A 21905-nucleotide genomic window follows, 5' to 3' on the forward strand; every position below is an offset into this window, starting at 1 on the left:
GGAGAGCTCGTCCATGCCGAGGATGGCGATGATGTCCTGGAGCTCCTTGTACTTCTGGAGGATCCGGATGACTTCCTGCGCCACGCGGTAGTGCTCCTCGCCGACGATGGCCGGCTCAAGGATTCGCGACGTCGACGACAGCGGATCGACCGCGGGGTAGATGCCCTTCGAAGCAATCGAACGCGAAAGCTCGGTGGTGGCATCAAGGTGCGCGAACGTCGTCGCCGGTGCGGGGTCGGTGTAGTCGTCTGCAGGGACGTAGATCGCCTGCAGGGACGTAATCGAGCGACCCTTCGTGGAGGTAATGCGCTCCTGCAGCTGGCCCATCTCGTCCGCCAGAGTGGGCTGGTAGCCCACCGCAGACGGCATACGTCCGAGAAGCGTCGATACCTCGGAGCCGGCCTGCGTGAAGCGGAAGATGTTGTCGATGAACAGGAGGACGTCCTGATCCTGAACATCGCGGAAGTACTCCGCCATGGTCAGTGCCGACAGCGCGACGCGCATACGCGTCCCCGGCGGCTCATCCATCTGGCCGAAGACTAGAGCGGTGTCCTGGAGGACTCCCATCTCGTCCATCTCCAGGAGGAGGTCCGTACCTTCACGGGTACGCTCACCGACACCGGCGAATACCGACGTACCGGAGAACTCGCGCGCGATACGGGTGATCATCTCCTGGATGAGGACCGTCTTACCCACGCCGGCGCCGCCGAAGAGGCCGATCTTGCCGCCCTTGACGTAGGGGGTGAGAAGGTCGATGACCTTAATACCGGTTTCAAGGATCTCGGTCTTGCCCTCGAGCTGGTCGAAGGCCGGCGGCTGGCGGTGGATGCCCCACTGCTCGCCGTCACGACCCGTGCCCGGTGCATCGAGGCAGTCCCCGAGCGCGTTGAAGACGTGGCCCTTGACCTCGTCGCCCACGGGCACCGAGATCGGCTTGCCGGTGTCGGTAACGGTCGCACCGCGGACGAGTCCGTCGGTCGACTGCATCGAGATTCCGCGAACCATGTTGTCGCCGAGGTGCTGCGCGACCTCGAGGGTCACGGTCTTGGCGACGGACGGCAGATCGATCTCGACGGTGAGTGCGTTGAACAGCTCGGGCATCGCGCCACGCGGGAACTCCACGTCGACGACGGCACCGAGCACACGGGACACGCGACCGGTAAGGCCGGCGGTTCCGTTCTGGTTTTGCTCCATTACGGGGGTGCTCATTGGTTAATCACTTCCTGCGCTAGCGGATAGCGCACCAGCGCCACCGACAATCTCGCTGATTTCCTGGGTAATCTGCGCCTGGCGGGCCTGGTTGGCTTCACGGCTGAGACCGTCGACCAACTCGGTGGCGTTGTCTGTTGCAGACTTCATTGCGGTTCGGCGGGCTGCCGATTCGGATGCAGCCGCTTCGAGAAGCGCTGCGAATGCTCGTGAGGCAAGGTAACGCGGAAGAATCGCGTTCAGCAGCGTCGTCGCATCCGGCTCGAAGTTGAGCTCCGGCTTGATCTCGGTATCCGGATCGTCTTCCATGATTCCGTCACCGAGGTGGAGCTGTTCTTCGTCAACGACCGTCTGGATCGGGGCCAGACGGCGCGCCTGGGCCGTCTGCGTGAGCATCGACACGAAGCGCGTGTAGACGATATGAACCTCGTCGACGCCGGCATACGTTCCGGCTCCGTCGCCGAGGAATTCAGATCCGTCGACCTCTTCGCCCGCACCCGCCTGGAAAATTGCGGCGAGAAGAGAGAAGGCTCCGCGAACCTTCTCGTACTCCGGCTGCTCCGAGAAACCCGACCACGATCCAGCGAGTTCAATCTCGCGGAACTGGTAGTAGCCGATTCCCTTGCGACCCATGACGTAAAGGTCGACTTCCTTACCCTCCTTCTCGAGGAGAGCACGAAGCTCGGCCGTTTCCTGCAGGACCTTCTGGTTGTACCCGCCACACATGCCACTATCACTGGTCACGACCAGGATGGCGGCACGCTTCGGATCGGGATGCTCGTTGAGCATCTTGTGGTCAAGAGAGGAGGCCGAAGCGAGATCTTGCAGAATCGCGGTGACCTGGTCCGAATACGGGCGCGCCTCTGCGACACGTGCCTGCGCCTTCGGAATCCGGGACGTAGCGATCAGCTCGCGAGCCTTGGTGATCTTCTTGGTCGAGTTAACCGACTTGATCCGGCTTCGTAGTTCACGCAAGTTAGCCATTCGCTATGCCCTCCTCTCGTTGCTTCGACTGGTTGAATCCATCATCTGAAACGAAGCCGCCTTACGAGGTCTTCTTCTTGACGACGAGCTGGTCACGCTCGAGGTCTTCAGAATCAAGTGCGTCAGCGTTCTCCTCAACGACCCTGGAGCCGTCCGATGCTACGAAGCCCTGCTTGAAAACCTTCGTCTTCGAGTTGAGTGTTTCCTTCGACTCGTCGGAGAGAACAGCACCGCCCTCGATCTGCTCGTAGACGCCCGAAGCGCTGTGGTGAAGATCCGAGATCAGCTCGTCCTCGAAGCGGCGAACGTCGTCGACCGGGACGCTGTCGTAGTGGCCCTCACCCGCGAGGTAGATCGAAACGATCTGGTCCTCGACGGCGACCGGGGAGTTCTCGTTCTGCTTGAGAATCTCGACCAGGCGCGAACCGCGGTCGAGCTGCGCCTTCGAAGCGGCGTCGAGGTCGGAAGCGAACGTCGCGAAGGACTCGAGATCGCGGTATGCAGCGAGATCGAGGCGCAGCGAACCGGAAACCTTCTTCATTCCCTTGGTCTGTGCAGCACCACCGACACGGGACACCGAGATACCGACGTTCACGGCCGGGCGAACGCCACGGTTGAACAGATCTGACTCGAGGAAGACCTGGCCGTCGGTAATGGAGATCACGTTGGTCGGAATGAAGGCGGACACGTCGTTTGCCTTCGTTTCGATGATCGGCAGGCCCGTCATCGAACCGCCGCCGAGCTCATCCGACAACTTCGCGCAACGCTCGAGCAGACGGGAGTGGAGGTAGAACACGTCGCCCGGGTATGCCTCGCGGCCCGGCGGGCGGCGGAGCAGAAGCGAGATAGCGCGGTAGGCTTCGGCCTGCTTCGACAGGTCGTCGAAGACGATGAGAACGTGGTTGCCTTCGTACATCCACTGCTGGCCGATTGCCGAACCGGTGAAGGGCGCGAGCCACTTGAGGCCAGCGGAATCCGAAGCCGGAGCAGCGACGATTGTCGTGTACTCCATGGCACCGTGCTCTTCCAGCGTCGCCTTGACGCCGGCGATAGTCGAGCCCTTCTGGCCCACGGCAACGTAGATGCAACGCAGCTGCTTGGTCTTGTCGCCGGACTCCCAGTTGGCCTTCTGGTTGAGGATGGCGTCGATGCACAGAGCGGTCTTGCCCGTCTTGCGGTCACCAATGATCAGCTGACGCTGGCCACGACCAATCGGGGTCATGGCGTCGACTGCCTTGATGCCGGTCTGCATCGGCTCTTCGACCGGCTGACGCTCGAGCACCGAGGGAGCCTGGAGCTCGAGTGCGCGGCGTTCGGTGGATTCGATATCGCCAAGACCGTCGATGGCCTCACCGAGCGGGTTGACCACTCGGCCGAGGAAGTTCTCGCCAACCGGGACCGAGAGAACGTCGCCGGTGCGGCGGACCTCTTGGCCTTCTTCGATCTCGTCGAAGCTACCGAGAATAACGGCACCGATCTCGCGGTCCTCGAGGTTGAGGGCAACGCCGAGAATTCCGCCGGGGAATTCCAGAATCTCGTTGGCCATCGCGGACGGCAGCCCGCTGATGTGGGCGATCCCGTCACCGGTGTCAACGACGGTGCCGACCTCATCGCGAGAGGCGTCCTGGGACATGCTCTGGGTGTAATTTGCAATCGCGCTACGGATCTCGTCGGAGGAGATCGTCAACTCCGCCATGTGTTTCCTGCTCTCACTAAGTTCGTGGGTCGAAAGTTGCTTTCGACTCATATGTTGTCAGGTGGGTGGGCATCGACCGCGAGAACGGCTGCCCAGCTAGTTCATGGCTGCAGCACTAGGGCCGCAGCAGATCAATCACGGAATGTTGCGTCGCATCGCAGCCAAGCGACCCGACACGCTTCCGTCGATGACCTCGTCGCCCACCCGGATGACAAGACCACCCATAATTTTCGGATCGATGTTCATATGAACGGTCATAGACCGACCATAGATCTTTCCGAGCCGAGCCTTGAGGGACTCGACCTGTTCGCTCGAAAGCTCATTGGCGCTCGTGACATCGGCAACTGCCGTCCCCTGCAATTCTGCCGCCATCTGCGACAGTGCGTCCAGGTCGTCGGCAGGCCGATTTTCCGGTCGCGCGATGACCTGGGAGGCCAGGGCCTCGGTAACCGCGAGAACCTTCCCGTACACAAGTTCACCGAGCAGTGCACGCTTAGCCTTGATGGGCGCCTGCCGGTCGGCAAGTGCCTGCTCCAGCTCCGGGTTGCCGGCGATGATCCGTCCAAGTCGGAACAGCTCATCTTCCACTGCCGGAAGCTGGCCCTGTGCCGCAGCCGAAGCCAGCAGTGACAGGCGGCTCAGATCGACGAGGCTGTCACGCAGGTCACGGGGGTTCGACCACGTCTGCCCGACTGCATCCAGAAGCACGTCCAGCGTGCTGTCATCGATCTTCCAGCCGAACACCGAACGCGCGAGATCCTGACGAGTCGCGGCAGGAGCGGAAGAGTCCGCCACTGCGACTCGCAGCGTACGATCGCCCTCCAGAACCTCGGCGACCTGGAACAGCTCGCTCCCGAGCTTCGCTCCTGTGGCACCGCCGTCGGATTTGGCGCCTAGCGTTCCTTGCAACTTCTCGCGGCACTTAGCGAGTGCATCACGGCTAGCTGCGTGCATTGTGCGTCACTTTCCTTACTTCTGGCCGGGCCCGGAAACCTGATCAAGGTCTGCCAGGAAGCGGTCGATGGTGCCGGACTGCTTGACGTTGTCCGACAACTGCTCGCCCATCAACTTCTCGGCGAGGTCGACAGACTGCTTGCCGAGGTCGGAGCGAAGCTCCGTCACGATCTGCTGACGCTGGGCCTGCAATTGTTGCTGCCCATTGGCAACGATGCGATCGCTTTCCTTCTGCGCGTCGGCCTTCATGTCCGAGAGAATTTGCTGTCCCTGGAGACGGGCATCCTCACGGATCTTGGCAGCCTCACCGCGGGCTTCGGCAAGCTGCTCGTTGTACTTGTCGAGCGCTTCCTTGGCCTCGCGCTGTGCCGCCTCGGCACGCTCGATACCGCCTTCGATCTTCTCTGTGCGCTCTTCGAGCACCTTCTTCACCATCGGAAGCACGAACTTCCAGAAGACGAACAGAAGGATGGCGAACGCGATGAGAGACCAGACGATGTCGTAAAGGGCCGGCATCAAGATGTTCGGCTCTTCCTCCAGCGGAAGCGACTCGTCGCCTCCCGCTGCGAGTAATACGAAATCGGAGATCATCTAGTTGGTCCTATCCGGTACGTCGTTGGTCTTACTGGAAGATGAAGCCGGTGACGATGCCGATGAGGGCCAGGGCCTCGGTGAAGGCGATACCGAGGAACATCGTGGTACGAATCTGGCCGGCCATCTCGGGCTGGCGAGCCATGCCCTCGATCGCCTTACCGACGACGATGCCGATACCAATGCCGGGGCCGATGGCGGCGAGGCCGTAGCCCACTGCGCCGAGGCCGGGCATCGTGGTCGTCGTTGCTTCCTGGGCGAGAGTGACGATATCCATCTGGATTCCATTCCCTTTCAATTGGCCGGAGCGGACTGTCCGCCTACCGGTCAGGTCTTGTGGTGGTTTTTGCTGGGCAGGTGGTCTATGTAGATGGGTGCAGGGAAGCGCGTACTACGCCTCGACCGGCCCCACCTGGTCTAGTGGCTATCCGCGTGTATGGCTTGCTCGATGTATACGGCGGTCAGCAGCGCGAAGATGTACGCCTGGAGGAAGATGACCAGCAGCTCGAACAACATGAACGCGATGCTTACGACGAAGGTCACGGCACCGACTGCACTCCAACCGTTGAACTGCCAGAAGAAGAAGTTCGTGGCCGAGAAGAGCAGCACAAGCATGATGTGGCCGGCGAGCATATTCGCCATAAGACGAATCGTGAGCGTTGCCGGGCGAAGCACGAATGTCGAGAAGAACTCGATCGGCACAACCAGGAAGTGCATCGGCAGCGGCAAGTTGGGCACCACAATCGACTTACCGATGAAGCTGAAGAAGCCGTACTTCTTAGCACCGGCGTACACGAATGCGATGTACGCGATGACAGCCAGAACCAGCGGCATTCCGATTCTCGCGTTCGGCGAGATGTTGAGGAATGGGATGACCGAAGGCAGGTTGCTCGCCAGCACGATGAAGAAGATGGTCGCAACGATCGGCAGGAAGCGGTAGCCCTCCTTCTTGCCGATGATCTCTTCGACGATGTTGACTCGGACGAAGTCGATCGCGATTTCCGCGACGTTCTGCACGCCACGCGGAACGATCTTCGCGCCCCGGAGGGCGAAGAAGAAGAACAAAGCCACCAGAACGGTCATCAGCAGGCGGATCAGCATGAGCCGGTCTAGCTCAAAAGGGGTCCCGCCAAACAAGACCGTTTCAGGGAAAAAATCGTCCAACGTTGGGGCGTGAAATTCGCCCTTGAATGCCAGCGTTGTGGTGCTCAGCGTTCTCTCCCCTACTCGGGCCGCTTAAAAGCTGCGGTGCGATTTGTCATTCCGTGCCGTAATACACCGTGATGGCGTACACAGGCCAATGCCCGGGCTACTTGAATCTGCACAAAAGACGTGCAAGCGGCCCGTTTTGACACCGTAGAGAATCCTAACAAAGTCGGTAACAGTTTGGATAACGACCCCCCGGGATTTCGCCCGTTTTCCGGTCAGAAGAACCACGAACGGCCACCATCAACGGTACTGGCCGGTAATATAGTGCGAAACCGCCCGTCGGCAGTTTCACCGTTTAATTCGTCTCGTAAGCAGGCACTTCCGAGGGCTCGCGAATCACAGCACTGGAGTTCACTTCCGCCGCGCAGGTTATTCCGAGCCGGAAATTTTTCTCATGTCGCGAAGATCGTAGTACTGCGATCCGCGCCACGCCCCGCCGTAGAAACGGCCGGACGGACGGTCTCCTCGTCGTGCTAGCGGAAAATATCCGGCTCGACTGCGGGTGCCTTTGCCTTCACGATCGTCCAGGTCTCGAGCGACAAGACGACAACGAGAGACAGCACCATCGTGACGACGAGCGCCGGTCGCGAATAGAAGTCGAAGTCTCGGATGACGAACACAACGCCGAGAACGATGAGCAGCTTGAGCAGCCAGGTCCCCATGAGTACCGCGCCCATCGTCGTGGCCGGGGACTTTGCCGTCGCGAGTGTGGTGATCGCCGTCGTCAACACGAAAAAGCCACCGATGCCGGCACCGACCAGCGCGCCCCACACTCCTGGGGTTCCGTCTACGAGCATCCACAGCACGACCGAGAGCACGCTGAGTGCCAACCAACCGGCGATTCCGACGTAGAGGGCTTTGCGAAGCGCGACGGTATGCGCACTGATGGCGAGCTCGCGCACTTCGCTTTCGGTCTGCGGCGCGCCATTACGGTCTTCGCTCGGCGGGTCCTGCTGGACGGGCTCGTTAGTCATAGGGCTTCATTCTAATGTGGCGTCGCTGCTCGTCGACGGTTGGTTCAGAGAAGAGCGCAGCCAGAGCGGTGTCGCGGTGAAGATCAGCACGACGAGGAAGAGGATCCCGACGATCGGGAGGACGTACTTCGCCTCGAACACGCTGAGCGAGACCGCCCCGAAAGCGAACAGGGCGACCCAGGCGTAAATGACAATGGCGACGAGCGTCTGCGAGTGGCCGAGTTCGAGCAGGCGGTGGTGAAGATGCTTGCGGTCGGCGGAGAACGGGTGTTGACCGGCACGTACGCGCCGAACCACCGCGAGCACGAGGTCGAGAAGAGGCACAAACAGGGCCGCGCCGACGACGATGACCGGGGACAGCAGGACCAGCAGGTTCTGAGAACCGTACATCGATTGCGAGATTCGCCCCGAGACGTTGACGGACGCCGCAGCGAGGATCAAGCCGATGAACATCGCGCCCGTATCGCCCATGAAGATACGGGCCGGATGGAAGTTATGAGGCAGAAAGCCGAGGCAGGCCCCGGCGAGCACGGCGGTGATAAGCGCGGGCGGGTACGCGGACACCGCGCCGCCCTGCTGGAACAAGATCGCCACCGCGAACAGACACAGCGCCATGGCGACGATCGCGCCGATGCCGCCGGCCAGCCCGTCGAGACCATCGACGAAATTGATCGCGTTGACGACGACCAGCGTGAACAGTGCTGTTGCCACACCGGCCTGCAACTGGTCGAGAACGAGGATGTTGCCTCCCCACGGGAGGTAGACGAGGAACCACGTGACACCGCCGACGATGAGAACTCCGGCCGAGGCCATCTGCCCGACGAGTTTCGTCACGGCACCTAATTCGAGCGTGTCATCGACGAACCCGAGGAGAACGATCACCGCCCCTGCGGCGACGACGACCTGAACATCCGACGTAAATGGCGGGAAGGCGCGGTTGAGCGCCGGCAGGTTCGAGGCGAGGAACACCGCAACGCAGAAGCCGGTGAAAATTCCCAGCCCGCCGATCTGAGGTGTGGGGATAACGTGCACGTCCCGACCTCGCGGGTACTTCACTCCCCCGACCATCGGCGCGATGCCCTTCACCAATCCGGTGACGACGAAGGAGACGAGCCCCGCGACGACCGCGATGAGCACGAGCTCGCGATACGGCACACCGGCGCCGCCGACGAATCCGCCGGATTGCGCCAATACGGAGGTGTCCAAGGACATGGGAACCGCGTTTAGCCCTGAAGAGACTGTGCGGGCACTCCGAGAGCCTCCGCGACGCGGTCGGTCGTAATCGCACCTTCGCGGACGATGCGCGGGGTGCCGTGAGTGAGATCGACGATCGTCGAGGCCGTCCCGATGTCGGCGCCGCCGGATTCGAGATACACCGCGACCGCCTCGCCGAGCTGAGCTTTGGCGTCGGCAGCGTTCTGCGCCGGCGGCTGGCCGGACACGTTCGCGCTCGAGACGGCGAGCGGCCCTGTCTCACGAAGCAGCTCAATGGCCACCGGGTGCAGTGGCATCCGCAACATCACGGTGCCGGCGGTGTGGCCGAGATTCCAGGTGAGTGAAGGCGCCTGTGGCACGACGATCGACAGCCCGCCGGGCCAGAACGCGCGGATGAGCGTGCGCGCCTCGGCGCTCACGGACGGTACGAGCCCATCGATCGTGTCCCACGAACCGACCAACACGGGGACGGGCATGTCCGGGCCACGGTGCTTCGCTGCCAGCAGCGCGTTGACCGCGTCCGGGTTGAAGGGGTCCGCCGCGATGCCGTAGACGGTGTCCGTGGGCAGGACGACGAGCCGTCCCGAACGCAGCGTGTTCGCCGCCTGGGACAGGCCGACCTTTCGCCCGCTCTCCTCGCTGCAGTCATAGGTCAGACTCACCGCCCATGCTCCCTTCGGTGTTCGTGAATGAGTGGATTCGTGCCGTTCTAGCGCGTGTTCTCGGTGGATTCGCGTACGCGTACCGCCGTGACGAAACGGGGCCGACCGGCCAGGTCTCTATGCTGGTTCACCCTACCGAAGCCGCCGTGTCGACCGAGTATCTCGGTCACCGCGGCGCCGTTCGAGTCGTCGTGTTCGCACGCGAAGATCCCGCCGTCCGCCAACAGCCTCGCGGCCACCGGAACAAGTCGCTCGATGACATCGGTCCCCTCCGGCCCGGCGAACAGGGCGATCCCGGGCTCATGCTCGGCGACCTCGGCCGGAAGGTCCGCGCCCGAAGGAACGTAGGGCGGATTGCTGAGTACCGCGCTCGCCCGACCGTCGAGTTCGCGCAACAGCGATGCATCGGTCGCATCGGCATCGCACACCGTGACAGGCGTATCGCCCGCCTCTGCCCGCGAAGCGGCATTGCGGCGCAGCCAATCCAACGCCTTCGGATCAGCCTCCACCGCGTACACCTGCGCGCGTGGCATCGCGTGGGCGACCTCGAGCGCGATCGTCCCGCTACCGGAACACAGATCAATAACGACGAGCCCCGCATCTCCCCCATCGTGCGTCGCCGGCATGCTCCTCAGCGCCCAGTCGACGAGGAGCTCGGTCTCCGGGCGCGGGATAAACACGCCCGGGCCGACGGCCATATCGAGACGGCCACTTACGGCGGTTCCCAGGATGTATTGCAGCGGTTCGAGGGTATCGGCGCGGCGGAGCGCCCAGGAGCGCGCCTGCTTCGCGCGCTCGGCGGGGACGTCTGCGAAAGCCAGCGAGGCCCGCGAGGTGCCCAACGCCTGCGAAAGTATTGTCGCCGCTTCCGCGGACGCCGACTCGATCCCTCCCTCAGAAAGGAGGGAGGTGAGTTCGGCGAGAATGCTCGGTGCGTCCGACGTCATACGTGGTGATCCTGCGGCGAAAGAGGAAAGGATTAGGCCTCTTGCATGCGCTCGGCGCGCTCGGATTCGCGCAGTGCGTCGACGAGGGCGCTCATATCTCCGCCGAGAACCTGGTCGAGATTGTTGGCCTTGTACCCGATCCGGTGGTCGGCGATGCGGTTCTCGGGGAAGTTGTACGTGCGAATGCGCTCGGAACGGTCCACGGTGCGGATCTGCGCGGCGCGCTCGTCCGCGGCCTCGGCAGCGGCCGCCTCTTCCTGCTGCTGCAGCAGGCGGGCGGCGAGCACCTCCATGGCGCGCGCCTTGTTCTGCAGCTGCGAACGCTCGTTCTGGCAGGTAACGACGATGCCGGTTGGGAGGTGCGTGAGGCGGACGGCCGAGTCGGTGGTATTCACACCCTGGCCGCCCTTGCCGGAGGAACGGTAGACGTCGACGCGCAGGTCCGCGTCGTTGATCTCGATCTCCTCCGGGGCCTCGGCCTCGGGGAACACCATGACGCCGGCGGCAGAGGTGTGGATGCGGCCCTGCGATTCGGTCACGGGGACACGCTGGACGCGGTGCACCCCGCCCTCGAACTTGAGGTGCGCCCACACGCCATCGCGCGAAGGCTCTCGCGCCTTGATGGAAAAGGTCGCGTCCTTGTAGCCACCCATGTCCGACTCGGTGATGCCGAGGGTCTCGACCTTCCAGCCCTCTTTCTCGGCGTACTTGAGGTACATCCGAGCCAGGTCGGAGGCGAACAGCGCAGACTCCTCGCCGCCGGCACCCGGCTTTATCTCGAGCAGGATGTCGTCACCGTCGTGCGGGTCGCGCGGGGCGAGCAGGTCCGCGAGCTGCTCCTTGAGCCTTGCGACCTCCTCGCGCAGGCGCTCGGCCTCGTCCGCGAACGACTTGTCCTCGTGCGCAAGCTCCTCGGCCGCGGACAGGTCGTCCTCGGCCGCGGTGAGCTCGTTATGCACACCGACGACCGGGCCCAGCTCGGCGAAACGCTTGCCGACACGGCGGGCCTCCGCGGCGTTCTCGTGCAGAGCGGGGTCCGAGAGTTGCATCTCGAGGCCCTGGTACTCGGCGAGAACGTCGTCGATGGCGGAGGGTGACTTGCTGCTCACGTGTTCTTACTCCTCGTCCTGCGGCAACGTCGGCGTGGTCTTCGACACCTGGAGCAGGAACTCGTAGTTGTTCTGAGTCTTGCGGAGCTGGCTCATGAGCAGGTCGATCGCCTGCTGAGAGTCGAGCCCGGAGAGCACGCGGCGCAGCTTGTGCATGATCTGCGCCTCTTCGTTGCTCATGAGCAATTCTTCCTTACGGGTGCCCGAGGGTCCGACATCGACCGCCGGGAACACGCGGCGCTCGGAGATCCGGCGATCGAGCTTGAGCTCGGCGTTGCCGGTTCCCTTGAACTCCTCGAAGATCACGTTGTCGCCCGCGGATCCGGTCTCCACCATCGCCGTGGCGATGATGGTGAGCGAGCCGCCGAACTCGATGTTGCGCGCCGCGCCGAGGAATCGCTTCGGCGGGTACAGCGCGGTCGAGTCCACGCCGCCGGACAGGATGCGTCCGGAAGCCGGCGAGGAGTTGTTGTACGCGCGTCCGAGCCTGGTGATGGAGTCGAGCAGGACGACCACGTCCTGGCCGGCCTCCACCAGCCGCTTCGCCCGCTCGATGGCGAGCTCGGCGACCTGGGTGTGGTCTGACGGCGGACGGTCGAACGTCGAGGCGATGACCTCTCCCTCGACCGATCGCTGCATGTCCGTGACCTCCTCGGGGCGCTCGTCGACGAGCACGACCATGAGGTGGCATTCGGGATTGTTGTGCGCGATCGCGTTGGCGATGTTCTGCAGGATTGTCGTCTTACCGGCCTTCGGCGGGGACACGATCAGCGCACGCTGGCCCTTACCGATGGGCATGACCAGGTCGATCACGCGCGTGGAGAGCTTCGTCTTCTCGGTCTCCAGGCGCAGACGCTGGTTCGGGTACAGCGGGGTGAGCTTGCCGAAGTCCGGGCGGGCCTTGGCCTCCTCGACCGTGCCGCCGTTGATGGAGTCGACGCGCACGAGCGGATTGAACTTCTGGCGCTGATTGTTCTCCCCATCGCGCGGCATGCGCACGGCACCGACGACGGCATCGCCGCGGCGCAGCCCGTTCTTGCGGACCATGTTGATGGAGACGTAGACGTCGTTCTGACCGGCGAGGTACCCCGAGGTGCGCACGAACGCGTAGTTGTCGAGCACGTCGAGAATACCGGCGACGGGCTGCAGGACATCGCCTTCGCGAATCTCGCCCGAATCGCCGTCGTTTCGGTTGCGCCCGCGATCACGGCGGCGACGACCGCGGCGGCCGCGGCCGCCCTCGTCGTCCCGGTTATCGCGATTGTTGCCGCGGTTGTTGTTGCCGCCACCGCTGTTGTTTCCGCTGTTATTGTTTCCGCCGCCGTTATCGTCGGAATCGTTGCCGCGGTTGTTGTTGCCGCCGCCATTGTTGCGGTCGTTGTTGTTGCGATCGTTGTTGTTGCGGTTCCGGTTGCGATTGCGGTTGCGGTTGTTGCCGCGCCCCTGCTGATCGTCGCCGTCGTTGTTGCCGCCGCCATTGTGGTCGCGGTTGTTATCGCGATTTCCACGGTCGCCGTCGTTGTTATTACCGCCGCCGTTGTTGTCGCGGTCGCCGCGATCATTGCGGTTGTCGCGGTTGGAGCGGTTCTTGTCGCGATCGCCGCCCTTGTTGCCGCCGCGGTAGTCATCCCCGTGCTGCGCCGTGCCGTGCTGCGCACCGCCGTCCTGCGCCTGCCCGCTTCCCTGCTCTGCACCTATGACGGCGGAGTCGAGCGTCTGCTGGTCGGGCGCGCCTGCGCCGCGTGAGACTCTGCGCGAACGGCGGCCGGTGTCGGCGTCGCCCTGTGAATCGGCACCTGCGCCGTCAACGGAGGGGTTCTTCTGTGCGGCGGGAGCCTGCGACTTCGACGGGCCGGAGGTCCCGCGTGCCGAGTTGATCAAGGCGACAAGCTCGCCCTTGCGCTTACCCGAGAGGCTCTTGAGGCCGAGCTGCTGCGCGAGAGCCTTGAGCTCGGGAAGGCGCAACGTGCTGATATCGGTTGATGTAGAGGTTTCCGCTGAAGTCACGGAGGTCCTTTCTTTACCGGGAAACGGGTATGCCCGCTTGGTGCAGTGGTGATACCACTCGGTAATCCGGTCGCTAGAGGACCGATAAGTCTATGGAGGTGCACACCGACCGATGAACGTACGTAGGACCATGCGCCGAAAACGGCTGAATCGAACGTAGATGTGGAATCGAATCCCCAACCGCTTCGCTCGCGCGTTCTCGGGAACAAGCCACGACCGGAGGAAGCAGACGGACACGGATTTGAAGAATCCGCGTCAGATGTCGATATGCGTTTTTCATCGTACGCGAGATCGCGCCATTAGACTATTCCGACCCCGGAGCGTGTCCACTCACCTACTAATGTAGGTGGGCACACGAAAGTTTCGCGCACAGGAAGGCGGACCAGGTGAAGCTACGCAGCACGATGATGGCGTCCCCGCTCAACATCGCGCGAATCCTCTCCCACGGGGCCTCCCGCCATCACGCGTCGGTAGTCACCGAGGTACACCCGGACGACACGCAGAATCGGGCGACGTTCGCCGAAGTCGGCCATCGGTGTGCCGCGATCTCCGCTGCGCTGGAAAAGCTCGGGATCGGCGAGGGTGACGCCGTGGGGATGATGCTTTCCAACCGGTTCGAATCGTTCGAGCTCATGCTTGCCGTACCGGCAATGGGCGCGGTGATTCACCCCATCAACGTTCAGCTGAGTCAGTCGATGATCCTCGCAACCATCGCGTCGATCGATAAGTCGGTGCTGGTGACAGGCCCGGGCGCGCTCGAATACCTTGCGAAGCATCGCAAACGATTCCCCTCACTGCGGCATGTGATCCTCATCGGTGGCGACGTCGAGGACGTTGAGCCCGAGGGCTGGGAGGGCGTGTCCGTACACTCCTACGAGCAGCTCCTCGACGGGATGCCCTCGCACCGCGAATGGCCCGATACCGACGAGAACGCCCCGGCAGTCGTCTGCCACACCTCGGGCACGACCGGTATGCCTAAGGCCGTGGTCTATTCACACCGGTCGATCTATCTCCACGCGATGAGCATGGGCGCGGCCGACGGGATGGCGATCACCGCGCGAGACACGGTGTTGTCGATGGTGCCGTTATTCCACGTGATGGGTTGGGGCATCCCCTACGCGACGATGATGTTCGGCAACGACCTCGTCCTGGCGCGTTCGACCTCCGCTGAGACCGGTTCGCAGACGGCGGCGCTCGAGCGCGGCGTCTCCGCGACTCAACCCACCGTTATCGCCTGCACACCTGTGCACTTCGCCGCGTTCCTCCGCGCGATCGACGAACGCAGGGAGTTCCTCGACAACCTCGACCGCGTAATCCTCGGTGGCTCCGCGGTTCCCACGGCACTCTCCGACAAAATCGCCGCCGACTACGACTTCCACGTCATCCACGCATGGGGCATGACCGAGACCGGTCCGCTCGGAACCTCCTCGAACACACTCCACGGCGGGCATCCGATGTCCCAGGGCCGTTTCAATTCTCAGATGTTCGCGCGCGTCATAGATCTCAGCGGCACCCCACTTCGCGGGCAGACCGGGTTCGGCGAGCTCGAGGTGTCGGGCCCCTACGTGACCGGCAGCTATCTCAACGCCGACCCGGAACAAGACAAGAGCTTCGACGACGGCTGGTTCCGCACCGGGGACATCGCCCACGTCTCCGACGACGGCTACCTCACCATCATCGACCGGCTCGCCGATGCGATCCTTTCCGGCGGGGAATGGATTTCCTCGGTGGAGCTCGAGAATGCGGTGATGGAACTGCCGGAGGTCGCCGAAGCGGCGTGCATCGGCGTGCCAGACTCCTATTGGGGGCAGCGCCCTCTGTGCGTCGTGACCATGCACCCCTGGGCCGAGCCGACCACAGCGGAACGGCTGTACGCCGATCTGACGTCGGTGGCGGAATGGAAGAGGCCCGACCACTGGGCATTTCTCGACGAGATCCCGCGGACGAGCGTCGGCAAATTCGATAAGCGAACCCTGCGGCGCTGGTACGCGCAGGGCCGCTTCGACGTCAGCTCGACTAACCGGGACTAGTGGACCGCCGCGGCTCCACTTCTTACTTTGCCCGTGCTCCCTCGGCGACCGGCAGGTCGAGAAGCTTCCAGCCGCGCGACTCGGCGTCCGAGCGCAGCGACGTGGTGAGATCTCCGGTGTGCAGGCACAGCGTGGTGGGGCCCGCGCCCGACACTGCAGCCGCGAAACCGTGCCCGCGCAACAGCGCCATCAATTCGGTCGTCTGCTCGAGCGCCGGCGCGCGATAGCCCTGATGGAGACGATCCTCGGTAGCGGCAAGCAAAAACTCGGGCCGGCTCAGAGCAACAGTGAGTAGCGCCGCCCGACTCGCGTTGAAGGCAGCGTCCGCGTGCGGCACCTGCGCAGGCAGAAGCCCCCTCGTCTCCGCTGTCGAGGACGAGAATTCCGGAACGAACACCGTCGTCCGCAGCTCCGGCGAGGTCGGTACCCGCACAGCCCGGTAGCGCGGCGAATGTCCTGATTCCGCCTCGGTCCAGGCGACGACGGCACCACCGAGCACGGCCGCGGCGGCATTGTCCGGGTGGCCTTCGAATTCGCTGGAAAGCTGGACGAGCCGGTCGTCGTCGAGGGCGTTATCGGCCAGTGCGTTAGCCGCAACAAGCCCTCCCACTGCCGCTGACGCCGAACTTCCGAGCCCGCGGGAATGTGGGATGGAATTCTCGCATTCGATTTCCACTCCCCGCGTACCGATACCCGCAGCTCGGAGGCCGCCTTCGAGAGCCTTGTAGACCAGGTGCGAGGAGTTAAGCGGGACGGTCGACTCCCCTTCCCCTGAGACGCGTAGGGAGAGGCCCCCCGAGGTGGTGCGCACGCGAATCGTGTCGTAAAGACCGAGCGCCATCCCGAGCGTGTCGAAACCGGGACCGAGGTTCGCTGTCGACGCGGGCACGGTGACCGTGACCTCCCGCCCCTCGGGCAGCACTTGGCCCCCGGACGCCCCGAGAACCTCTGGGTACGCGGCTTCTCCTGCCGGCATCGGCAATCCCTTTCCCTCGGGCCGCTTGGCGGGCCGGCCCGAATTCTCTGCGCGCTCCGCGCGGAGCTACTGGTCTTCGCCTTCGAGGCGGATGACGCTCACGATCTCGCGCACCGAATCCATGTCACTCAACGCGGAAACCGTGGCCGCGAGGTCCCGCTCTGCCGCACGGTGGGTCAACACGACGAGCTCGGCGCCGTGTTCGCTCTCTGTCTGGCGGACCTGGGCGATGGAAACCCCGTGGTTGGAGAACTCTGCGGCGACCTGCGAGAGCACGCCGGCGCGGTCGTGGACGCTCATCGACACGTGGTACCTGGTGACGACGTCGTCGATGGTCGCCACGGGAAGCGCACGATAGGTCGACTCCCCCGGCGCGCGGCCGCCCATCACCTTGTTGCGTGCCGCGGCAACGAGGTCACCGAGCACGGCCGATGCAGTCGGCGCGCCGCCGGCGCCCTGGCCGTAGAACATGAGCCGACCTGCGGCCTCGGCCTCGACGACAACGGCGTTGTAGGCGCCGTCTACAGAGGCGAGCGGGTGGCCGAGCGGGATCAGCGCCGGGTACACGCGCGCGGACACCGCTTCCGTGCCGTCGGTTCGACGCACCTTTTCGCACAATGCGAGCAGCTTGATCGTGCATTCCATGTGGCGTGCCGACTCAAACTGCGCAGGGGTGATCGCCGATATGCCCTCGCGATAGACGTCCTTCGCCGTCACGCGCGAATGGAAGGCGATCGACGCGAGGATCGCGGCCTTCGCGGCGGCGTCGTAGCCCTCTACATCCGCCGTGGGATCTGCTTCCGCGTAGCCGAGCCGCGAGGCTTCCGCGAGGGTCTCCGAATACGCAGCGCCTGTCGAGCCCATTTCCGACAGGATGAAATTGGTGGTGCCGTTGACGATGCCGACAACTCGTTCGACCTGGTCCCCGGCCATCGAGCGGCGAAGCGGGCCGAGCACCGGGATCGCACCGGCGACGGCGGCCTCGAAGTACAGATCCGACTCGGTCGAATCCGCCGCCTCTGCCAGCTCGTCGGTGTATTCGGCGAGCAGAGCCTTGTTGGCGGTGACGACGGCCTTCCCCGCATTCAGGGCGCCGATGAGAAGCGGCTTCGCGATATCGATCCCGCCCATGACCTCGACGACCACGTCGACGTCGTCGCGCAGGGTCAAGCTCACCGGGTCGTCGGTAAGGAGAGACGGGTCGACGCCGCGGTCCTTGCTCGTGTCGCGCACCGCGATGCCGCGGATCTCCAGAGGCGCGCCAATTCGTGCCGCCAACTCGTCACCGTTGGTCTCCATGTAACGGAGGACTTCGGTGCCCACGGTGCCCATACCGATCAGGGCCACACCGACAGGACGCTTGGCATCACTCATGGATTCTCCACCTCGTCAACTTCCAGACCGATGAGGTCGTCAAAGGTCTCTCGTCGCAATACAAGCCGCGCCTTACCGTCGCGGACGGCGATAAGAGCGGGTCGGCCTACCAGGTTATAACGACTCGACATCGAATAGCAGTATGCGCCGGTAGCGGCGACCGCAACGAGATCGCCTCGACCGACGTCATCAGGCAACCACAGATCCCGAACCACGACGTCGCCGCTCTCGCAATGCTTCCCCACCAGCCGCGACACGACGGGCGGCGCCTCGGACGCGCGGCCCACCAGGCTCGCCGTGTATGACGCATCGTATAGCGCGGTGCGAACGTTGTCGCTCATTCCCCCGTCGACGGAAAGGTAGCGCCGCTGCTGACCGTCGGACAGTTCGACGTCCTTGACCGCCCCGATTTCGTACAAGGTGACCGTACCAGGGCCGGCGATGGCGCGGCCCGGCTCGACGACCACCGTCGGGAAGTCGATCCCGGCGTCGGCGCACTGCTTCTCGACATTCTCGACGAGCATGTCCGCGAGGTCGGACACTGCAGGCGGATTGTCCGAAGGAACGTAGCTGATGCCCAGTCCCCCGCCGAGGTCGACGGTCGAGATCGCGTCGAGCGCGTCGGCACCGAACTCGTCACGAATCTCCTCCATCAACCCGACGACGCGCCGCGCTGCGAGCTCGAAACCGTCGAACTCGAAGATCTGTGAACCGATATGGCTGTGCAGGCCGGTGAGCGAGAGGTTCTTCGACTCCAGCACCGCGCCCGTGGCGGCGAGCGCCTTCCCACCCGCAAGGGAAAAGCCGAATTTCTGGTCTTCGTGTGCCGTGGCGATGAACTCGTGGGTATGCGCCTCGACGCCGACCGTTACACGAAGGAATACCTCCTGGATGACGTCGTGCTCACGTGTAATCTCATCGAGGAGAGTGATCTCATCGGGCGCGTCGAGCACGATATGGCCGACGCCGCTACGGACGGCGAGCTCCAGCTCCGCGCGTGACTTGTTGTTGCCGTGCATCGTGATGCGCTCGGGGGGGAAGTCGGCACGCAGCGCGATGGCGAGCTCGCCGCCCGAGGCGACGTCGAGCGACAGCCCCTCGTCCTTGATCCACCGCGCGACCTCGGTACACAGGAACGCCTTCGAGGCGTAGTGCACGCGTTCGCCTCCGCCGAATGCCTCGGCGAGCTCACGGCACCGCGAACGGAAGTCGTCCTCGTCGAGGACGAACAGCGGAGTGCCGTATTCCTTGGCCAGATCGTTGACGTCGAGGCCGGCGATCGTCACGGCTCCGCCGGTTTCACGTGCGGCGTTCCGCGGCCACACTCTGGCATCAAGCGACATAAGTGTGTCCGCGTCGTCCGGCCGCTCACCGATAGTCGGCGCGTGCGGGTACTCGTGACGCGGGCCCGCCGGGTGCGCGCTCACATCCGCTCCGGTGCGGATACGCCGATGAGGCCAAGTCCGTTGGACAGCGTCTGGCGCGCGGACTGGCAGAGCGCCAGTCGAGCGGTGTGCAGCGGGCCGGGTTCTTCGTCGCCTTGCGGGAGAACACGGACGTGGTCGTAGAAGCGGTGGTACGACGCCGCAAGTTCTTCGAGGAAGCGGGAAATGCGGTGAGGCTCGCGCAACTCCGATGCCGTCGAAACCACTCGTGGGAACTCTGCGATCGTGCGGATGAGCTTGCCCTCGTACTCGTCGGTGAGCAGCGAGGTGTCGGCGCCTTCCGTGGTGACGCCCAGCGACTCTGCGTTTCGTGCGAGTGAGCACAGGCGGGCGTGGGCGTACTGCACGTAATAGACAGGGTTGTCACTTGTCGCCGAGGCCCAAAGCTCGAGGTCGATGTCCATCGTGTTGTCGACCGACGACCGAATGAGCGCGTACCGAGCGGCATCGACGCCGATGGCCTCGACGAGATCGTCGAGAGTGATCACCGTGCCGGCGCGCTTGGACATGCGGACCGGCTTGCCGTCGCGCACGAGGCTCACCATCTGGCCGATGAGCACCTCGATGGTGTCCGGGTCGTCGCCGAGTGCGGCCGCCGCAGCCTTGAGCCGTGCGATGTAGCCATGATGGTCCGCGCCGAGCATGTAGATGGCCAGGTCGAATCCGCGGGAGCGCTTGTCCTGGAAGTAGGCAATGTCGCCAGCGATGTATGCCGCGTCGCCGTCGGACTTGATGACAACTCGGTCCTTGTCGTCGCCGAAATCGGTCGAGCGCAGCCACCATGCGCCATCGGACTCGTAGAGGTTGCCGTTGCTCTTGAGGGTCGCGATCGCCTTGTCGACCTGCCCGGAGTCGAACATCGAATTCTCGTGGGTGTAGACGTCGAAGACCGTGCCGAACTCGGCGAGGGTCGACTTGATGTGGTCGAACATCAAATCGACTCCCTTCGCACGGAAGGTTTCGTTCTGCTCGGCCTCGTCGAGTTCCAGCGCGTCCGGGTAGGAGGCGAGAACGGATTTGGCGATCTCGTGGATGTATTCGCCCGCGTAGCCGTCCTCTGGCGCCTCGTCGCCCTTGGCCGCGGCGATGAGGGAACGGGTGAAGCGGTCGATCTGGGCGCCGTGATCATTGAAGTAGTATTCGCGAGTCACGGCCGCTCCTTGGGCGGCGAGAATGCGGCCGAGAGCGTCACCGACGGCCGCCCAGCGGGTTCCGCCGAGGTGGATCGGGCCGGTCGGGTTCGCGGAAACGAACTCGAGGTTGATCTTCTGCCCTTCCAGAGCATCTCCGCGGCCGAAAGCCTCCCCCTCGGAGAGAACGAGGTCGACGAGCTTGCCCTGCGAGCCCTTGTCCACGCGGACGTTGATGAACCCTGGCCCGGCGATTTCCGCGCACGACACGCCGTCGCTTTCGGCGAGCGCCGACGCGATCTCCTCGGCGAACTCGCGCGGGTTCGCGCCGATCTTCTTCGCCAACTGGAGAGCGATATTGGTGGCGTAGTCACCATGCTCGGGGTTCCGTGGACGCTCGACCGTTACTTCGTCGGGTACGACGGCGACATCGGCACCGCGACCGGAGACGAGGTCCAGGACGGTTTGGCGTATGAGGAGGGAAAGTTCAGCTGGGGTCACGGTGTTACATCCTATTGGTAGTTCGACTGTTTTCGCTGCCCGGGTCGACCGCATCCCACACGCGGAAACTTTTCGTTCTGTATCGGACGAAATGGGTGACGGCCAAGTGGGTTTGCTAGGCACGCGGTGCTACAGTTGCGTTGCGCCGATGGCCGGTCCCTTGCAACGATGTTGCGGATCGGCCACTGCTGTGCCCGCCCTCGTAGCTCAGGGGATAGAGCGTTGGTTTCCGGTACCAAAGGTCAGGGGTTCGAATCCCTTCGGGGGCACCATTTTCACGTCGTCAGCGCAAGCTGCCGTTTCTCTCGATTCCGCGCATGACGGCCGGTCGTAAGTCCGTCGATGATTCGTTTTACGTGCAGTCGCTCGGGAGAACGATGCCCTCGGCGCTACCGACCTTGCCGATTACCCGCTCGAATACCTTGCTCAAGGTACGTAGTTCCTCGTCGTTGAGATCATCGATAAACAGCGAGCGCACCTGCTCGACGTGCTGTGGCGCCGATGCTTCTATGGCCTTCTGCCCTGCTGTGGTGAGCGCGATCATCGTCCCGCGCCCGTCGGTTTCGCAGGCAGTTTTTGCAACGAGACCGCGCTTCTCCATCCGGCGCACCTGATGGGAAACGCGGCTCCGGTCCCAGCCCAGCTTCGTTCCGAGCTCTCGCGCTCGAAGTCCGTCGGCTTCTGCCTCCGAGAGTGTCACCAATACGCTGTAGTCCGCCAACGACAGTCCCGCATCTCGCTCGAGCTGACGATCGATCGCGAGATCCATGAGCTGCTGGAACTGAAGCGTCTTGCGCCAGAGGTTTTGCTCGTCATCGTTGAGCCAACGGACATCGTTCATACCTTCATGTTAGGTAAAAACTGTTCAATAGTCCTATCAGGAAGACGTGGT

At 63.7% G+C, this 21905-nt stretch carries 19 protein-coding genes and 1 tRNA gene; 2 read left to right on the forward strand and 18 right to left on the reverse strand.

The window, feature by feature from the left end:
* The 13 genes from atpD to rho form a co-directional block, all read right to left on the reverse strand.
* Positions 1-1209 (reverse strand): F0F1 ATP synthase subunit beta (gene atpD, locus K8V11_RS11450; RefSeq protein WP_303914252.1); only part of this gene is annotated, 1209 nt, incomplete at its 3' end.
* A gap of 3 nt (positions 1210-1212) precedes the next feature.
* Positions 1213-2193: a F0F1 ATP synthase subunit gamma gene (locus tag K8V11_RS11455; RefSeq protein WP_303914254.1), complete on the reverse strand. Its 981-nt coding sequence runs from the start codon at positions 2191-2193 to the stop codon at positions 1213-1215.
* A gap of 61 nt (positions 2194-2254) precedes the next feature.
* Entirely contained in the window at positions 2255-3889 is a 1635-nt protein-coding gene (atpA, locus tag K8V11_RS11460; RefSeq protein ID WP_303914257.1) for a F0F1 ATP synthase subunit alpha, read from the reverse strand.
* 135 nt (positions 3890-4024) lie between these two features.
* Positions 4025-4843 carry a F0F1 ATP synthase subunit delta gene (locus K8V11_RS11465; protein WP_303914260.1) on the reverse strand — a complete coding sequence of 273 codons (819 nt, stop codon included), beginning with the start codon at positions 4841-4843 and terminating at the stop codon, positions 4025-4027.
* Between the two features lie 15 nt (positions 4844-4858).
* Positions 4859-5434: a F0F1 ATP synthase subunit B gene (locus K8V11_RS11470; RefSeq protein WP_303914262.1), complete on the reverse strand. Its 576-nt coding sequence runs from the start codon at positions 5432-5434 to the stop codon at positions 4859-4861.
* Positions 5435-5465: 31 nt separating this feature from the next.
* Positions 5466-5711, reverse strand: coding sequence for an ATP synthase F0 subunit C (locus tag K8V11_RS11475; RefSeq protein ID WP_067472038.1), 246 nt, complete (start codon positions 5709-5711; stop codon positions 5466-5468).
* A 140-nt stretch (positions 5712-5851) separates the two neighbouring features.
* The gene (gene atpB / locus K8V11_RS11480; protein ID WP_303914393.1) at positions 5852-6631 is read right to left on the reverse strand and encodes a F0F1 ATP synthase subunit A; all 780 of its coding nucleotides are present in this window, start codon (positions 6629-6631) and stop codon (positions 5852-5854) included.
* 485 nt (positions 6632-7116) lie between these two features.
* The gene (locus tag K8V11_RS11485) at positions 7117-7617 is read right to left on the reverse strand and encodes a hypothetical protein (RefSeq protein ID WP_303914265.1); all 501 of its coding nucleotides are present in this window, start codon (positions 7615-7617) and stop codon (positions 7117-7119) included.
* Positions 7618-7623: 6 nt separating this feature from the next.
* Positions 7624-8829 (reverse strand): MraY family glycosyltransferase, encoded by a 1206-nt coding sequence (locus tag K8V11_RS11490; protein ID WP_303914268.1) that lies wholly within the window; start codon positions 8827-8829, stop codon positions 7624-7626.
* An 11-nt stretch (positions 8830-8840) separates the two neighbouring features.
* The gene (locus K8V11_RS11495) at positions 8841-9494 is read right to left on the reverse strand and encodes an L-threonylcarbamoyladenylate synthase (RefSeq protein ID WP_303914271.1); all 654 of its coding nucleotides are present in this window, start codon (positions 9492-9494) and stop codon (positions 8841-8843) included.
* 47 nt (positions 9495-9541) lie between these two features.
* Positions 9542-10441, reverse strand: coding sequence for a peptide chain release factor N(5)-glutamine methyltransferase (gene prmC, locus K8V11_RS11500; RefSeq protein ID WP_303914274.1), 900 nt, complete (start codon positions 10439-10441; stop codon positions 9542-9544).
* Positions 10442-10473: 32 nt separating this feature from the next.
* Positions 10474-11550 (reverse strand): peptide chain release factor 1, encoded by a 1077-nt coding sequence (gene prfA / locus K8V11_RS11505; RefSeq protein WP_303914277.1) that lies wholly within the window; start codon positions 11548-11550, stop codon positions 10474-10476.
* Between the two features lie 6 nt (positions 11551-11556).
* Positions 11557-13557 (reverse strand): transcription termination factor Rho, encoded by a 2001-nt coding sequence (gene rho, locus K8V11_RS11510; RefSeq protein ID WP_303914280.1) that lies wholly within the window; start codon positions 13555-13557, stop codon positions 11557-11559.
* A gap of 386 nt (positions 13558-13943) precedes the next feature.
* Here rho and K8V11_RS11515 point away from each other — a divergent pair, with 386 nt between their 5' ends.
* Positions 13944-15587, forward strand: coding sequence for an AMP-binding protein (locus K8V11_RS11515; RefSeq protein ID WP_303914283.1), 1644 nt, complete (start codon positions 13944-13946; stop codon positions 15585-15587).
* A 22-nt stretch (positions 15588-15609) separates the two neighbouring features.
* Here the strand turns inward: K8V11_RS11515 and thrB are convergent, their stop codons facing one another.
* The 4 genes from thrB to argS all read right to left on the reverse strand — a co-directional run bounded on the left by thrB (position 15610) and on the right by argS (position 21013).
* A complete protein-coding gene (gene thrB / locus K8V11_RS11520) occupies positions 15610-16563 on the reverse strand; it encodes a homoserine kinase (RefSeq protein WP_303914286.1) in 954 nt (317 codons plus the stop codon).
* A gap of 66 nt (positions 16564-16629) precedes the next feature.
* Positions 16630-17937 (reverse strand): homoserine dehydrogenase, encoded by a 1308-nt coding sequence (locus K8V11_RS11525; RefSeq protein ID WP_303914289.1) that lies wholly within the window; start codon positions 17935-17937, stop codon positions 16630-16632.
* Positions 17934-19364: a diaminopimelate decarboxylase gene (gene lysA, locus K8V11_RS11530; protein WP_303914292.1), complete on the reverse strand. Its 1431-nt coding sequence runs from the start codon at positions 19362-19364 to the stop codon at positions 17934-17936. The genes K8V11_RS11525 and lysA overlap by 4 nt, the downstream gene beginning before the upstream one ends.
* Positions 19361-21013, reverse strand: coding sequence for an arginine--tRNA ligase (gene argS / locus K8V11_RS11535; RefSeq protein WP_303914295.1), 1653 nt, complete (start codon positions 21011-21013; stop codon positions 19361-19363). The genes lysA and argS overlap by 4 nt, the downstream gene beginning before the upstream one ends.
* Before the next feature lie 196 nt (positions 21014-21209).
* Here argS and K8V11_RS11540 point away from each other — a divergent pair.
* Positions 21210-21285, forward strand: a tRNA-Arg gene (locus K8V11_RS11540).
* An 80-nt stretch (positions 21286-21365) separates the two neighbouring features.
* On the opposite strand, the gene K8V11_RS11545 is transcribed toward K8V11_RS11540, so the two are convergent.
* On the reverse strand, positions 21366-21854 hold the full coding sequence (locus K8V11_RS11545) for a MarR family winged helix-turn-helix transcriptional regulator (protein ID WP_303914298.1): 489 nt from the start codon (positions 21852-21854) through the stop codon (positions 21366-21368).
* Positions 21855-21905: the final 51 nt, after the last annotated feature.

The sequence above is a fragment of the Dietzia timorensis genome, assembly GCF_020742175.1.
GTDB lineage: Bacteria > Actinomycetota > Actinomycetes > Mycobacteriales > Mycobacteriaceae > Dietzia > Dietzia timorensis_A.